The following is a 15404-nucleotide window of genomic DNA, read 5'->3' on the forward strand; positions in this document are numbered from 1 at the left end:
AAAGAAGTACATGTACTTCTTTCTTACTCATTTTATTATCCTATCATTTCACTTTCTACGAAACAATTTTTTCATACGAGAGTAAACCATCAATAATAACTTGATTTAATTTCGCCAAAGATTCCTTATCCACCTTCCCATCTTTTACTGTTTGTACAGCTACCGACGTATACATATACAGTTTCTTTGCTTCTTCTCGTTTCATACTTTCCCCTTCTTTTTCAACCTTTTTCCATTCTTTTTCAATTGCTTCTATATCTTTTGGGCTGCTTTTTCCACCAACTTGTACGCTAGAAGCATATTTTGCTAAATGAGTGTATAATGGCTGCACTTTTGTTAAAAATGTCCCTACTTCTTTATCATCTTTCAGCAATGCTTTATCTGTTATATCCCAGCTCTTTTTTAAAACGGAGACACCATCATTTTTATACTTAGTCATTAATTGATTTATAGACTGTTCATCGCTAGCAATACCAACAACTATTGCATACTTATCACCGCTCGGTCTCAAAGCACCAATGCCCCCATTGCCTTTCCATTCTTCAAGAGCTGCCTGTCCCTTTTCTTCAGAAGAATAAAGCCCCCCTTGAACAAAAAATAATTTCATCGGATCCAATGACGTTCCTGTCTGTGCTTTTTGTTTTTCTTCTTTCGGTGCTGGTGTTTGTTCTGCCGTTCCACCCACCTTTGATTCTCCATTTCCAGTCGGCCTTGAAGCTGTCACTTCACTTCCTCCTGTCGTTCCTTGTCCAGTAAGTAAATGAAGCATCCCCATTCCAAACGCCGTACCGATAATGATTGCAGTTGCAACGATTACAATTAATGTATTACTCCACTTCTTTCGGTATTTTTCCACAGACATTGATTTCGCTTTTTGAAACGGAACAACATTTTTCGGTCGTTCACTTTCTACTACCATCCATTCAAATTCATCTTTCTTTTTTTCCTCATACTTCGCTTCTGTTCCATTCACTTTCACTGAGATCGTTCGTGATTGCTTGTCCATACACTCACACCTCACCTCTTATCGTTGTCCGCATCATATCATATTCATTTCATAAAAAAACGAGATATTTGTCAGAGGAATTCGCCAAATAACCCTATATATTTATCTTATATGTATGCATTTGACTTCATTTGTAGAACAAAAAAACTAGATAGCAAAGACTATCTAGTTTTTCTCGCGAATATATTTTCGTACTTCAGAAATGAAATAAAGAGAACCTGTTATGATAAAAGCATCATTTTCTGCTATCTTTTCAACTTTTGTATCAATTGCCTCTTTCCAATTTTCAAAAACTAATTTTGATTCTTTCTGTGAATATGATGCAAGCTTGTCAGCAGAAATAGCACGATCAAAGGCGAATGTTGTAAAAATAATTTCATCTGCAATGGTTTCTAATTGGCCTACCATGTTATGTAATTGTTTATCACCAAGGGCAGTAAATAACACTATTACATTTTTATCTTTGTAATGTGCTTCTACTGTTTTCACAAGGCTTTCGATACCTTCTGGATTATGAGCACCATCTATAATAATATCCGGGTTACTTTGCAGCTTTTCAAAGCGCCCAATCCAATATGCTTCCCGTAATCCCGTTCTTATCTCATCTTCCTCAATTAAAAATGATAAATATGTTTTCACATACATTACTGCCATAAGTGCTAGCGCTGCATTTCCTACTTGATGAATGCCTTTCATTGAGATTTGCAAATCTTCAAATGCGGAAAAAGGACAAGTAAAATCAAACTGTTCCCCATCTTCGTTAGACTGTTTATGTAACGCTGTAAAATGCTTGCCAAGTTCGTATAAGTTTGCATGGTTTTCCTTTGCAACATTTTGAATGACTTGCAAAGCTTCTTCATCTTGTACACCAGTAATTACGGGCACGCCAGACTTAATAATCCCCGCCTTTTCATATGCAATTTCCCCTAGTGTATTTCCTAAAATATGCATATGATCGTGACCTATATTTGTAATAATCGTGAGAACAGGGTGTATAACATTGGTAGAATCAAAACGTCCACCAAGCCCTGTTTCAAATAAAACAACATCACAGAAATTGAATTTTCCGAAATAGCAAATCGCCATAACAGTAATAATTTCAAACTCTGTCGCTTCCCCTAAATCCGTTTCATCTAGTTTTTCCACGACTGGTTTTACCATCTTTACAAGTTCAGTAATCTCTTCGTCTGCAATTGGTGTTCCATTCACACTAATGCGTTCATTAAATGATTCGATGTAAGGAGAGGTAAACGTTCCTACCTTATATTTCGCGCCTTCTAACATGTAACGCATATATGTTAACGTTGAACCTTTTCCATTTGTACCAGCAAGATGAACACATTTTATATGACGCTCTGGATTTCCAAGTTCTTCTAACATCCATCTCATTCTTTCTAATCCTGGCTTAATTCCAAATTTCAATCGGCTATGGATCCACCCTATCGCTTCTTCGTATGTATGTATCACGTATGTTTTTCCCCTTTCAAAAGACAACTTTCATAGTTCTATTATACGCAAAGAAAAGAGACTCACCAATATAGTGAGTCTCTAAAAACATTTTTACTTTTCAAGATCTGCTAGACGTTGACGAACTGCTTCGCGTTTTTCTAGGTAATCTTGCTCTTTCGCACGCTCTCCTTCAATAACCGCTGCAGGAGCTTTCGCTACGAAACCTTGGTTAGAAAGTTTCTTCTGTACACGTTCTACTTCTTTATCGAACTTCTCAAGTTCTTTCTCAAGACGAGCTCTCTCTTCATCAAGATTGATAAGATCAGCTAACGGTAAGAATAACTCTGCACCTGATACGATTGCAGTCATTGCTTTTTCTGGCGCTTGTAAGTCCGTTTGAATTGTTAATTCGCTTGGGTTACAGAAACGCTCAATGTAAGAGCTGTTTTTCGTAAGTTGAGCAAGTACAGCCTCATCTTTTGCTTTAATTTGCATTTGAACTTTTTTGCTCATTGGCGTATTTACTTCTGCACGGATGTTACGAACAGAGCGAATGATATCAACTAGAAGGTGCATTTCTGCCGCAGCTTCCGTATCTTGTAAATCTTCGCGAACTGTTGGCCACGCAGCTACTGTAATAGACTCGCCTTCATGCGGTAAATGTTGCCAAATTTTCTCTGTTACGAATGGCATGAATGGGTGTAATAGACGCATTGTTTGATCTAATACGTAAGCTAAAATAGAACGAGTTGTTTTCTTAGCTGCTTCATCTTCACCGTATAGTGGAAGTTTCGCCATTTCAATATACCAATCACAGAAATCGTCCCAAATGAAGTTGTATAATGAACGACCAGCTTCACCGAACTCATATTTATCCATGTTACGTGTTACGCTTTCGATTGTTTCGTTTAAGCGAGTTAAGATCCACTTATCTGCTACTGATTTTTCACCAGTTAAATCGATTTCTTCATACTTCATATCATCCATGTTCATTAATACGAAACGTGATGCGTTCCAAATTTTATTAATGAAGTTCCAAGTAGATTCTACTTTTTCCATGCTGAAACGTAAATCTTGACCTGGTGCACTTCCTGTTGATAAGAAGAAACGCATTGCATCTGCACCGTACTTCTCGATAACATCCATTGGATCAATACCGTTACCAAGAGATTTACTCATTTTACGACCTTGCTCATCACGAACTAAACCGTGAATTAATACATCTTTAAATGGACGCTCTCCTGTAAACTCTAAACCTTGGAAAATCATACGAGATACCCAGAAGAAGATGATATCATAACCCGTTACTAGTGCATCTGTTGAATAGTAACGTTTGAAGTCTGCTGAATCTTCATTTGGCCAACCAAGTGTTGAAAATGGCCATAACGCTGAACTGAACCATGTATCAAGTACGTCATTATCTTGATTCCAGTTTTCAATATCTGCTGGTGCTTCTGTACCTACGTATACTTCACCAGTTTCTTTATGGTACCAAGCTGGAATACGGTGTCCCCACCATAATTGACGAGAAATACACCAGTCATGAATATTTTCCATCCAGCGTAAATATGTGTTTTCAAAACGCTCTGGTACGAACGTTACTTTTTCTTCTTCTTTTTGTTGAAGCGCTACTGCTTTTTCAGCAAGTGGAGCCATTTTTACGAACCATTGTGTTGATAAATAAGGCTCAACAACTGCACCGCTACGCTCACTATGACCTACTGAATGCATATGTGGCTCGATTTCTACTAATACGCCAGCTTCTTGTAAGTCTTTCACTAATTCTTTACGGCATTCGAAACGATCCATACCGTTATACTTACCAGCTTTTTCGTTCATTGTTCCATCTTCGTTCATTACTAAAATGCGTGGTAAGTCATGACGGTTACCTACTTCAAAGTCATTCGGGTCATGAGCTGGTGTAATTTTTACAACGCCCGTTCCGAAATCTTTTTCTACGTACTCATCAGCAATAATCGGAATCTCACGGCCTACGATTGGAAGTGTAACTGTTTTTCCGATTAAATGTTTGTAACGATCGTCTTCGGGATGAACTGCTACTGCTGTATCACCCAGCATCGTTTCTGGACGAGTTGTCGCAAGACGAATGTGACCAGAACCATCTGTTAACGGATAGTTCATATGGTAGAATGCACCTTGAACTTCTTTATGAATTACTTCAATATCAGAAAGAGCTGTGCGTGTTGCTGGATCCCAGTTGATGATATATTCACCACGGTAAATTAAGCCTTTTTCGTATAATTGAACGAATACTTTATTAACCGCATCTGATAAACCTTTGTCTAATGTGAAGCGTTCACGAGAATAGTCTAGTCCTAAACCAACTTTTCCCCATTGTTGACGAATGTGAGAAGCGTATTCTTCTTTCCACTCCCAAGCTTTTTCAAGGAATTTTTCACGGCCAAGATCGTAACGTGAAATACCTTCTTCACGAAGTTTTCCTTCTACTTTTGCTTGTGTTGCAATACCAGCATGGTCCATTCCTGGAAGCCATAGCACATCGTATCCTTGCATACGCTTCGTACGAGTTAAAATATCTTGAAGAGTTGTATCCCAAGCATGACCTAAGTGTAACTTACCAGTTACGTTCGGAGGTGGAATTACAATTGTATATGGTTGTTTCTTCTCGTCTCCTGTTGCTTCAAAATATTTGCCTTCAAGCCACCATTGATAAAGGCCTTCTTCAACGGACATATGATCATATTTAGTTGGTAAATTCTTTTCCGTGTTTGACATTATTTTCCCTCCTTAAAATAAAAAATGTCCCTCATCCAAAAAGGACGAGGGACATCGCGGTACCACCTTTATTTACAAACAAATTCATAATTTGCTTATACTCTTAATTTGATAACGGACAAATCCGTCTTTTCCTAATAAGAACTATTCCGTTCAGAAAAGATGCTCCAGGGCTACCTTCTAACATAACTATCTAGAGAATCTCCCAGCTAATGATTCTCCTCTCTGAAGACGTTTCATGTTATACTCTTCCCCTTCAAGGCATTTATATGATTGTTAATTATTATATACAATAGTGTAAAAAACGAAACCTTATTCGTCAAGACAAATTTAAAACTACAGCTTTTCGTGCCAAAAAAAGAAGATAAGTAGAATCCTCTACTTATCTTCTTTCCCCCGCTATTTGCGGGCAGTAAGACCTCCACCTTAAAACTCAGCTGAAGCAAAGAAGTTAGATGGGAGCCCTGGTGCCCGTAAACGCCCAATTGGTGAAGGCTAATCATCAGCGGGGAATGCCTTTACTTTATCCGTTCCCTTGCTGGGCAGCTTGTAATTGTGACAGGAAATATTCTATATTGCTAACGAGCCAATGCGATTGTTGCAAACTCTTTACTCCGCGCAGTTCATTTTCCTCGTTGCGATTATCTCTTCTTTTCTTATAGGACTGGATTTGCCGAATAAATTGCGATGGATACGTCATATACGCAAACATAAGTAGTTGCTCTTCTTTCGTAAAAGGGAAATTTTTTTGATACATTTGAAACCATTCAAACCGATCACTTCTTGCGATTGGATATGTGTTTAAAGACCGTGAATAAAAACCTACTATATCTTGCACAGGCGTTGCAAACTTCGATTTTTCTAAACTAATAAAATAGCCATTCCGCTCATAGTCAAATAAAAAATGATTAAGTGACACATTACCATGCACAAAAGTAATACGCGTTTTCTCTTTTTCTTTCATCGCATCGTTCCACTCATTTAATTGCTTCGTTGCAAATTCACGCGCTCTCATTACATGATGATAGTACGTACAATATTGCAATTCAAACGGGGACATATACCATTTTGATTCAGATTCTACGAGAAACTCTTCTAACATCTCACCATCATTTTCCCAACGATCGGATATACTTGTATAATGTTTTTCTAAATCTTCTTCCGTATACATTTCTTCCTTCACAGTTTTTTGATGCAACGTTCCAAGTGTCTGAAACATTTTATGATATTGATCATTGTCCTCACCGTTTCCTTCTGCACGTTCTAACCAAGGCATTAAATAATAATTATACGTCCCGTCACTTAAAATATAACTTCCATCCGTCGCATGATATATAGGTACATAATTTGAAAAACCTTTCTCCTTCAAATATTGAATATGATGCAGAAAGTTATTCCGCTCTAACTTTCTGCCTTCTATTTTCTTGAGTGCATATGGACCTTGATTCGTATAAATTTTCATTACATTTCCGTGCTCTTCCATATGCTGCGTATCCAATCTATATTGCCTCACGATAGGTTCATAGTGATTTCGCAACTCAATATCCATACGAATAACCCTTTCTATTCAAAACATAGCCTCTAAGAAAGGAAGTGAGTGAAAACACTCACTTCCTTATTTCGTCTTTACCCTTGAAACGGGAATATAAATAATTTGCCCCGTATTTAAAAATATATCTTCTGTTTGATTAACACGGTATAAATTTTGTACAGACGTTTCATAACGGTCTGCAATAGATTCAATTGTATCTCCTTCTTGCACGAAATACATTCTTAACTTTGTAAATTCTTCTTCCGGTTCTTTCGTAAATAGTTTTGTTAAATAAAGCGCATTTTCATCTCGCTGTGAGTACTCTTCTTCTTGTTCTTCCTGCTTTTTCGCTTTTTCTTTCTTGAAATCTTTTCGTCCGAACAGTTCAAATTGCGGCGTTGTTTCTTGCTCCTCTTCACGTTCCACAAATTCATGTTCTTCTATTTTCTCTTCTTCTAATTCCTGCTCTTTTCTTTCCTCTAATTGGAACGGTTCAAATGCGTAATCTTCCCACTCATCTGATTCCTTATATGCCGGTTCTTCTACATGCGGCGCCGGTCTATTTTCATCCTCTTGCGCTGAATCTTCTTCTAACTCAGCATACACCGTTTCTTCCTCTTCAACTTCATCCTCGCCTCTCTCTTCATCACACAAACCGGTAATAGATATATCCGCTAATAATTGTAAGCAACCATTTTCCTTTAATTCATAATCAAATTCCTCGATTGATACATATAGCTCTTCAATTACTTTCACTCGATTTCTCGGAATTGATATTTCAAGTGGAAAGGAATGAACAAGTTCATTAACCCCATCTTCTCTTGTTTCTACATAATCAATTGACTTTGCTGGCGATAGTTCTCTTAATGAATACGCCGAATCATCTTTTCGTGCAACATACTCTCCCGTTAAATCTAATTGTCCTCTCACGATTACTTCATGATCAAGCTCTTCTATCTCAACGTCTGGATCTAACGAAATTGACAAAAGTTCTTCGACTTCCTGTCCTTTTTGGAACCACACAGATTCTTTTAATGAAAATCGTAATGAATGATCTGCAGCCACTTCTTTTCCCCCTCCCAAACTATATGTCATTACAGATTTATGTGCGGAAAGCTTACTTTATGAATAAAAAAAATCGCTCCCCTTATGGAGAGCGATTTTCTCTAATACATTACGCTTTTAATTTTGACATTGCAATTTCAGCTGCTGCAATCGTCGCTTCAATATCTGCATCACTATGTGCTGTCGATAAGAATAAACCTTCGAATTGAGATGGTGGTAAGAATACACCTTGTTCTACCATTTCACGATAGTAAGCCGCAAAGAATTCTAAGTTTGAAGATTTTGCTGCATCGTAATTAATAACGGGTTCATCTGTAAAGAAAATACCAATCATAGAGCCTGCACGGTTAATATGGTGCGGAATGCCATGTTTTTCAGCTGCTTTACGTAATCCAGCTTCTAACATTTCAGCTTTACGCTCAAATTCTACATATGATTCTGGCGTTAACTGTACTAACGTTTCATAACCTGCCGCCATTGCAAGTGGGTTACCTGATAAAGTACCAGCTTGGTAAATTGGTCCGCTTGGCGCAACTTGGCGCATAATTTCCGCTTTACCACCGTATGCTCCTACTGGTAAACCACCACCGATTACTTTACCTAAGCATGTTAAATCAGGCGTTACGCCATAATAACCTTGGCCACAATTATAAGCTACTCGGAACCCTGTCATTACTTCATCAAAAATAAGCAATGCACCGTTTTGTTCTGTTACTTCACGAAGACCTTCTAAAAATCCAGGCTGCGGAGGAACAACCCCCATATTTCCTGCTACTGGTTCTACAATTACACAAGCAATATCATCACCGAATTGTTCAAACGCGTATTTTACGCTTTCTAAATCGTTATAAGCTACTGTAATCGTATTTTTCGCTACACCTTCTGGTACACCAGGGCTATCTGGTAAACCTAAAGTCGCCACACCAGAACCAGCTTTAATTAATAACGAATCACCATGACCGTGGTAACAACCGATAAATTTCAAGATTTTATTACGACCTGTATAACCACGAGCTAAACGTAGTGCACTCATTGTTGCTTCCGTTCCAGAGTTAACCATACGCACAATCTCAATTGATGGCACGCGCTCAATAACAAGTTTTGCTAATTTATTTTCAATTTCTGTTGGTGCACCGAAGCTTGTACCTCTTTCAGCAACAGATTTTAACGCTTCTACAACACGATCATTTGCATGACCATGAATTAAAGGACCCCATGATAATACGTAGTCGATGTATTCATTCCCATCGATATCATATACTTTAGAGCCTTTTCCACGCTCCATAAACAACGGATTCATCCCAACAGACTTAAAGGCACGAACCGGGCTATTTACGCCACCAGGCATTAAGTCTTGCGCCTCTTCAAACGCTGCAATTGACTTATCAAACTTTTTCATTATTTAGCGCCTCCTTCTTGTAACCATCTTGCTGCATCTTTTGCATGATACGTAATAATTAAATCTGCTCCTGCACGTTTCATACTAATTAATTTTTCAAGAACAACTTCTTTTTCATTAATCCAACCATTTTGCGCTGCCGCTTTAATCATCGAATATTCACCACTTACATTATAAGCGACAACTGGTAAATTAAAGTTGTTTTTCACATCACGAACGATATCTAAGTAAGAAAGAGCTGGTTTTACGATTAAGAAATCTGCACCTTCCATTACATCTGATTCTGCTTCACGGAATGCTTCCATACGGTTTGCCGGATCCATTTGATATGTTTTACGGTCACCAAATTGCGGTGCACCGTGCGCAGCATCACGGAATGGTCCATAAAATACTGATGAATATTTCACAGCGTACGACATAACTGGCACGTGTCCAAAACCATTTTCGTCTAATGCATGGCGAATTGCTGTTACAAAGCCGTCCATCATGTTTGATGGCGCAATAATGTCCGCTCCTGCTTTCGCTTGACTTACAGCTGTTTTCGCAAGAACTGCAAGAGACTCGTCATTTAAAATAATACCATCTTCAATTACACCGCAATGACCATGGCTTGTAAATTGACATAAACATGTGTCTGCAACTACTACTAGCTCAGGGAAATCACCTTTAATTTGCTGAATAGCACGTTGTACAATTCCATGATCACAATATGCTGATGATCCAACTTCATCCTTTTCAGCAGGTAAACCAAATACAATAACAGAACGAATACCTAAATCAACAACTTCTTGCATTTCAGCTTGCAATAAATCTAAAGACATTTGATATACGCCTGGCATAGAAGGAACTTCATTACGAACATTTTCACCTTCTAATACAAAAATAGGGTAAATAAAATCTTCCGTATGTAAAAACGTTTCACGCACAAGCGCACGCATGCCCCCGCTTTGTCTTAAACGACGATGACGATTAAATTGTAAAGAGTTCATAGATTTCTATCCCCATTCTTTCATTTTATAGATTCACAAACATATTGTAGTAATGCTTCTACAGTGTACTCTTTCGGCACAATAACAGACGGAAAATAAAGACTTGCCTCTTTTTCCGTAATAGGTCCTATACAAGCAATTGTACATTTTTTTGTCCATTCTCTCCAGTTTGTACCCTCAAGTAAACGAACAAAACTAGTAACAGTTGAAGGGCTCGTAAATGTAATAATGTCTACTTTCCCTAACTTCAATGCCGCTATAAGCTCTTGCTTTTTTTCTATATTCACTTTCGTACCGTATACGGTTAGCTCATCTAGAGAAACACCAATTTCCCGAAGTGCAACCGGAATTACCTCTCTTGCTAAATTCCCTTTCGGAAATAAAATACGTTCATTTCCACTTAATTCTTTTAGAAACTCTTCTGCAAATGCTTCTGCAACAAATGAAGTCGGAACAAAATGAACTTGATAGCCCCTTTTTTCTAACTCTAATTTTGTTTTCACACCTACCGCAGCGATTTTAATGGTTAGTGGTAGTTTCTTTTTTAAACTATCTAGAAAAAAAGCTACACCATTTCTGCTCGTAAAAATAACCCAGTCGTATGAATGTAGCTGCTCTTCAATATGTTGAATTTGCCTATGAGACATACCTTCCATACGCAAAAGCGGAATTTCCAATGGAATTCCGCTCTTTTCTTTCACTGCTACACTCATTTGTTTCGCTTGATGCTGGGCACGTGTAATCAATACCGTTTTTCCAGCGAGAGCGTTCATATTTATTGTTGCTCCTTATTTGCAGCAAGAATGAGTTCTTTGGCGCCTTGCTTAATTAAACGGTCCGCGGCCTCTAATCCTACTTCCTCAGGATCAGTACCCACTACTGTCTCTTTTAATAAAACAGAGCCATCCATAGAGCCGACAAGAGCTGTTAATTCGATTGCATCGTTTTCTGTAAGGGTTGCATATCCAGCGATTGGAACTTGGCATCCACCTTCAAGTTTATGAAGAAATACTCGCTCCGCCGCCACTGTTCTTTCTGTTATCGCATCATTAATATGCGCTAACAACTGCAATAAATCCTTATCATCCTCACGACACTCAATCGCTAATGCACCTTGTCCTACAGCAGGTACACATAACGTTTCATCTAAATGTTCTGTAATAACTTCATCATCCCAGCCCATTCTTTGTAATCCAGCTGTCGCTAAAATAATCGCATCGTAATCTTCTTCTTTTAATTTACGTAAACGTGTATCGATATTCCCGCGAATCCACTTCACTTGTAAATCTGGTCTCGCAGCGAGTAGCTGTGCACTACGTCTTAAACTACTCGTACCTAAAATAGCACCTTCCGCTAACTCTTTAAACGATGCTCCATTTTTTGAGATAAAAGCATCACGAGGGTCAACACGCTTTGGTGTACAGCCAATCATTAAACCTTCTGGAAGTACGGCTGGCATATCTTTCATACTATGTACAGCCATATCGATTTCTTTCGTAAGTAGCGCGTGTTCAATCTCTTTTACAAACAAGCCTTTGCCGCCTACTTTTGAAAGAGTAACATCTAAAATAACATCACCTTTTGTGACAATTTCTTTCACTTCAAATTCATATGGTAGACCTAGGGCTTTTAACTGATCAATAAACCAGTTTGTTTGCGTTAATGCTAGTTTACTCTTTCGTGATCCTACAATAATTTTGCGCATAATTCTCTCTCCTCATTATAAATACCAAAAGTGGAAATTGGATAAACTGCTTAATAGAAAAATGTTTACTAGCATTACGAGAAACGATCCGATATTCCACTGTACAATTTTCTTACCTTGCAACACATCTGCCGCTCGTAAATATAAACCTGTGCAATACACAAATAGAACGACAAAAGATCCGATTACTTTCGTATCATACCAATGGAAATTGTCCAATTTTGTATATCCCCATATACATCCCAATAAAATTGCTAGTAAGAAAAATGGAACAGAAAATAAATTTAATCCGTAAGACATAGATTCTAGCTTCGGTAAATTCCCTAATCTTCTTAATCTCGCATTCCATTTTTTCTTTTTTAATAGGCGATATTGTAATAAGTACATAATAGAAAAAATGAACGATACAGTAAACGTTGCGTAAGAAATAATTGCCATACCGACATGCACGTATACAAGTTCTGAAACTAATTGTTCCGCAAGTACTGGCGACATCTTTCCGAGCGGTGTAAAAATAGAAAAAGCGCTTACGCCAAATGCAACAACATTTGTAAAAAAGACTAAAAAGTCAATTCTCATAAATCGATTAATGACTAACGACATCGTAATCAATAACCAAACATAAAAATATATCCCTGATAATAAAGTTAAAATAGGATTCGTTTCTGAATCTGTAGCCCTAAGTAACATAAAAATAGACTGCAGGACCCATACAATCGAAAGTAACCAAAAAGCAAATCGGTTCGCCTTTCGGTTACTTTGGAAATAATCTATAAAATATAAACTAATGCTACAAGCATATAAAATAATTGCAATATGATAAATAATACTGTTATTTAAAAAACTCATCCGATCATCCTTCCAAATTATAAAGATGGAACGGATGGTGTCCACACTTTTTTATGTTCTACTTCTTCCGCACAATTCTCTACGTCTTCCGTTTCTAAATCGAAAATCTTCGCAAATAACGCTAATTTTTCGCTCGCTCCCTCTTCAGCAGCTATTTCTTTCGCTACTAAAATTGGGTCTTTTAATAATTGATTAATAATACTTTTCGTATGCTTACTAATAACTTTTTTCTCACGATCACTAAGGTTTGGTATTTTTCGCTCTAGGCTTACCATCGTTTCACTTTGGATTGCAAGTGCCTTATCACGAAGAGCTGATATTAATGGAACAACACCAAGTGTACTTAACCACGTTTTAAATAGAACAATTTCCTCTTCAATCATAAATTGAATTTTCTCTGCTTCTTTCAAACGCTCAGCACGGTTTGCCTCCACTACTCCTTGTAAATCATCAATATCATACAAGAAAGAACCTTCTAGCTCATCAATCGCTGGATCAATATCACGTGGCACTGCAATGTCAACCATAAACAAAGGGCGACCACAGCGCATTTTCTCCACCTTTGTCATCATCTCTTTCGTAATGACATACTCAGATGCACCAGTTGAACTAATTAAAATATCTGCTTCTAATAATGCACATTGTAATTCGCTTAACGATTTTGCATGTCCCATATATTTCTCAGCCATTACTTCTGCTTTCGAAAGCGTCCTATTCATAACTGTTACTTTACGAGCACCACTTCCATATAAGTTTTGCAGTGCAAGTTCGCCCATTTTACCAGCACCAAGAATAAGCACATGACAATCTGTTAACTCGCCAAATATTTTCTTTCCAAGCTCAACAGCAGCATAACTAACAGACATCGTACTTTCCCCGATTGTTGTTTCTGAGTGGGCACGTTTTGCTAATGTAATGACTTGCTTAAACAATTCATTAAAAATTGTGCCTGTTGCTTTAACTTGTTGCGCTTCTAAAAAGCTATCTTTTATTTGACCTAAAATCTGCGTTTCTCCGACTACCATAGAATCTAAACCGCACGTTACGCGGAATAAATGATCTATTGCACCATCTTGTTCAAAAATAGTTAAATATGGCGCGACTTCTTCTATTTCAAGCTGAAACCAATCAGCTAAAAACTTCTTAATATAATACCGTCCCGTGTGTAATTGATCGACAACAGCATAAATCTCAGTGCGATTACAAGTTGATACAATGACATTCTCTAACACGCTCTTTTGATTTTGTAATGTAGTCATCGCTCGCTCTAGTTCTGCTGCCTGAAATGTGAGTTCCTCACGAAATTCTACAGGGGCTGTTCGATAATTTACACTAACAACAAGAATATGCACGCAGCATGTCCCCCTTCACCCGTTTTATCACTTTATCTACTATCATAATACAACTTTCCTCTTATGAATCTGACAATCGTGTGAACAACTGATTATTTTTTAATTATTCTCCGTATGTAATAAAGGAGATTCAGTAACACTAATAAAAAAACTTCTACTTTATAATGATTATAAATTAATAACTCTATTTGTACGTTACCAAAAAAAGCCCTCATAATCAAGTGATGGAAACTATTCCATATAAATTATAACATCATCTTCCCTATCTTCTTTCATCATGAAGGAAAATATGTATGATTGTTCCAAAATGCAACAAAGACTTTCTCAATACAATGTATTTGACATTGTATTTCTTTTTCGTTATATTGGTTTTACGAAATTAAATTGCGCACAACTTAATTAGAAGAGAGTTATTTATGACAGAGGACTCTTTGCATCTAGATAACCAACTTTGTTTTTCTATTTACGCCTGCTCTAGAGAGGTTACTCGTTTTTATCGACCTTATTTAGAAGAAATGGGTATTACGTATCCCCAGTACATTACTTTACTCGTACTATGGGAGCAAGATGGACTAACAGTAAAAGAAATTGGAGAACGTCTATTTTTAGATTCTGGTACGTTAACACCTATGTTAAAACGCATGGAATCATTAAAACTTGTAAAACGTGTTCGTTCCAAAGAAGACGAGCGAAAAGTTTGTATTGAATTAACAGAACAAGGCAAAGATTTAAAGGAAAAGGCTTGTTCATTACCGACAACGATGGCTACAAACTTAGGAATTACAGAGCAAGAATATCGCTCTTTATTAATTCAGCTAAATAAACTAATTGACACAATGAAAACAATTAATGATAGAAAAGGGGAATAAATATGGATAAATTATATACTGCTTCAGTAACAGCAACAGGTGGAAGAAATGGGAAAGTAGTTTCAGATGATGGCATATTAAATCTTGATGTAAAAATGCCGAAAGCACTAGGTGGTGCAGGCGGAGAAGCAACAAATCCAGAACAACTATTTGCAGCTGGTTATGCAGCTTGTTTCGATAGTGCATTACAACTTGTCATTCGTACAAAACGTGTGAAAGTAGAAAGTACAGAAGTAACTGCTCACGTTTCTATCGGAAAAGATACAGATGGTGGTTTCGGCCTATCTGCTGTACTTGATGTACATGTGGCTGGCGTTTCACATAACGAAGCACAAGAACTTGTAGAAGCGGCTCACGGTGTATGTCCTTACTCGAAAGCAACACGAGGAAATATTGAAGTTACATTAAACGTACGCTAAAAAATTTAGCAAAA

Annotated in this window: 13 protein-coding genes and 1 other annotated feature; of the genes, 2 read left to right on the forward strand and 11 right to left on the reverse strand. The window is 37.4% G+C overall.

Going from position 1 to position 15404, the window contains the following annotated elements:
- Positions 1 to 55 precede the first annotated feature (55 nt).
- The 11 genes from MR169_RS02475 to hemA all read right to left on the reverse strand — a co-directional run bounded on the left by MR169_RS02475 (position 56) and on the right by hemA (position 14102).
- Positions 56 to 1006: a hypothetical protein gene (locus MR169_RS02475; protein ID WP_000361012.1), complete on the reverse strand. Its 951-nt coding sequence runs from the start codon at positions 1004 to 1006 to the stop codon at positions 56 to 58.
- A gap of 165 nt (positions 1007 to 1171) precedes the next feature.
- The gene (locus MR169_RS02480) at positions 1172 to 2473 is read right to left on the reverse strand and encodes a bifunctional folylpolyglutamate synthase/dihydrofolate synthase (RefSeq protein WP_061664901.1); all 1302 of its coding nucleotides are present in this window, start codon (positions 2471 to 2473) and stop codon (positions 1172 to 1174) included.
- 93 nt (positions 2474 to 2566) lie between these two features.
- Complete coding sequence (locus tag MR169_RS02485) at positions 2567 to 5212, reverse strand: valine--tRNA ligase (RefSeq protein WP_000072250.1); 2646 nt, start codon at positions 5210 to 5212, stop codon at positions 2567 to 2569.
- Between the two features lie 37 nt (positions 5213 to 5249).
- Positions 5250 to 5481: a binding site (T-box leader), on the reverse strand.
- Between the two features lie 254 nt (positions 5482 to 5735).
- Complete coding sequence (gene ysxE / locus MR169_RS02490) at positions 5736 to 6761, reverse strand: spore coat protein YsxE (RefSeq protein ID WP_000350655.1); 1026 nt, start codon at positions 6759 to 6761, stop codon at positions 5736 to 5738.
- Positions 6762 to 6827: 66 nt separating this feature from the next.
- Positions 6828 to 7838, reverse strand: coding sequence for a stage VI sporulation protein D (spoVID, locus tag MR169_RS02495; RefSeq protein ID WP_128267123.1), 1011 nt, complete (start codon positions 7836 to 7838; stop codon positions 6828 to 6830).
- 79 nt (positions 7839 to 7917) lie between these two features.
- Positions 7918 to 9207 carry a glutamate-1-semialdehyde 2,1-aminomutase gene (gene hemL / locus MR169_RS02500; protein ID WP_000712943.1) on the reverse strand — a complete coding sequence of 430 codons (1290 nt, stop codon included), beginning with the start codon at positions 9205 to 9207 and terminating at the stop codon, positions 7918 to 7920.
- Positions 9207 to 10196 (reverse strand): porphobilinogen synthase, encoded by a 990-nt coding sequence (gene hemB, locus MR169_RS02505; RefSeq protein ID WP_242318841.1) that lies wholly within the window; start codon positions 10194 to 10196, stop codon positions 9207 to 9209. Before hemB ends, hemL begins: the two co-directional genes overlap by 1 nt.
- Positions 10197 to 10216: 20 nt before the next feature.
- Positions 10217 to 10969 carry a uroporphyrinogen-III synthase gene (gene hemD, locus MR169_RS02510; protein WP_000992349.1) on the reverse strand — a complete coding sequence of 251 codons (753 nt, stop codon included), beginning with the start codon at positions 10967 to 10969 and terminating at the stop codon, positions 10217 to 10219.
- Positions 10970 to 10971: 2 nt separating this feature from the next.
- A complete protein-coding gene (hemC, locus tag MR169_RS02515; protein WP_001226399.1) occupies positions 10972 to 11901 on the reverse strand; it encodes a hydroxymethylbilane synthase in 930 nt (309 codons plus the stop codon).
- Between the two features lie 15 nt (positions 11902 to 11916).
- Positions 11917 to 12750, reverse strand: coding sequence for a cytochrome c biogenesis protein (locus tag MR169_RS02520; RefSeq protein WP_000008999.1), 834 nt, complete (start codon positions 12748 to 12750; stop codon positions 11917 to 11919).
- Positions 12751 to 12767: 17 nt separating this feature from the next.
- On the reverse strand, positions 12768 to 14102 hold the full coding sequence (hemA, locus tag MR169_RS02525) for a glutamyl-tRNA reductase (protein WP_242318842.1): 1335 nt from the start codon (positions 14100 to 14102) through the stop codon (positions 12768 to 12770).
- A 416-nt stretch (positions 14103 to 14518) separates the two neighbouring features.
- Between hemA and MR169_RS02530 the strand changes: the two genes are divergently transcribed.
- Both MR169_RS02530 and MR169_RS02535 read left to right on the forward strand, forming a co-directional pair.
- A complete protein-coding gene (locus MR169_RS02530; protein WP_016118673.1) occupies positions 14519 to 14971 on the forward strand; it encodes a MarR family winged helix-turn-helix transcriptional regulator in 453 nt (150 codons plus the stop codon).
- 2 nt (positions 14972 to 14973) lie between these two features.
- On the forward strand, positions 14974 to 15390 hold the full coding sequence (locus MR169_RS02535; RefSeq protein WP_000359779.1) for an organic hydroperoxide resistance protein: 417 nt from the start codon (positions 14974 to 14976) through the stop codon (positions 15388 to 15390).
- Positions 15391 to 15404: the final 14 nt, after the last annotated feature.

This window comes from Bacillus cereus group sp. BfR-BA-01349 (assembly GCF_022663795.1).
Taxonomy (GTDB): Bacteria; Bacillota; Bacilli; order Bacillales; family Bacillaceae_G; genus Bacillus_A; species Bacillus_A cereus.

Excerpts from the sequence above, each read along its gene's own strand:
- MR169_RS02485 (WP_000072250.1), bottom strand. The coding sequence starts at position 5,212 with ATGTCAAACACGGAAAAGAATTTACCAACTAAATATGATCATATGTCC.
- MR169_RS02475 (WP_000361012.1), bottom strand. The coding sequence starts at position 1,006 with ATGGACAAGCAATCACGAACGATCTCAGTGAAAGTGAATGGAACAGAA.
- MR169_RS02530 (WP_016118673.1), top strand. The coding sequence starts at position 14,519 with ATGACAGAGGACTCTTTGCATCTAGATAACCAACTTTGTTTTTCTATT.
- spoVID (WP_128267123.1), bottom strand. The coding sequence starts at position 7,838 with ATGACATATAGTTTGGGAGGGGGAAAAGAAGTGGCTGCAGATCATTCA.
- MR169_RS02520 (WP_000008999.1), bottom strand. The coding sequence starts at position 12,750 with ATGAGTTTTTTAAATAACAGTATTATTTATCATATTGCAATTATTTTA.
- MR169_RS02535 (WP_000359779.1), top strand. The coding sequence starts at position 14,974 with ATGGATAAATTATATACTGCTTCAGTAACAGCAACAGGTGGAAGAAAT.
- hemC (WP_001226399.1), bottom strand. The coding sequence starts at position 11,901 with ATGCGCAAAATTATTGTAGGATCACGAAAGAGTAAACTAGCATTAACG.
- hemL (WP_000712943.1), bottom strand. The coding sequence starts at position 9,207 with ATGAAAAAGTTTGATAAGTCAATTGCAGCGTTTGAAGAGGCGCAAGAC.
- hemD (WP_000992349.1), bottom strand. The coding sequence starts at position 10,969 with ATGAACGCTCTCGCTGGAAAAACGGTATTGATTACACGTGCCCAGCAT.
- hemB (WP_242318841.1), bottom strand. The coding sequence starts at position 10,196 with ATGAACTCTTTACAATTTAATCGTCATCGTCGTTTAAGACAAAGCGGG.
- ysxE (WP_000350655.1), bottom strand. The coding sequence starts at position 6,761 with ATGGATATTGAGTTGCGAAATCACTATGAACCTATCGTGAGGCAATAT.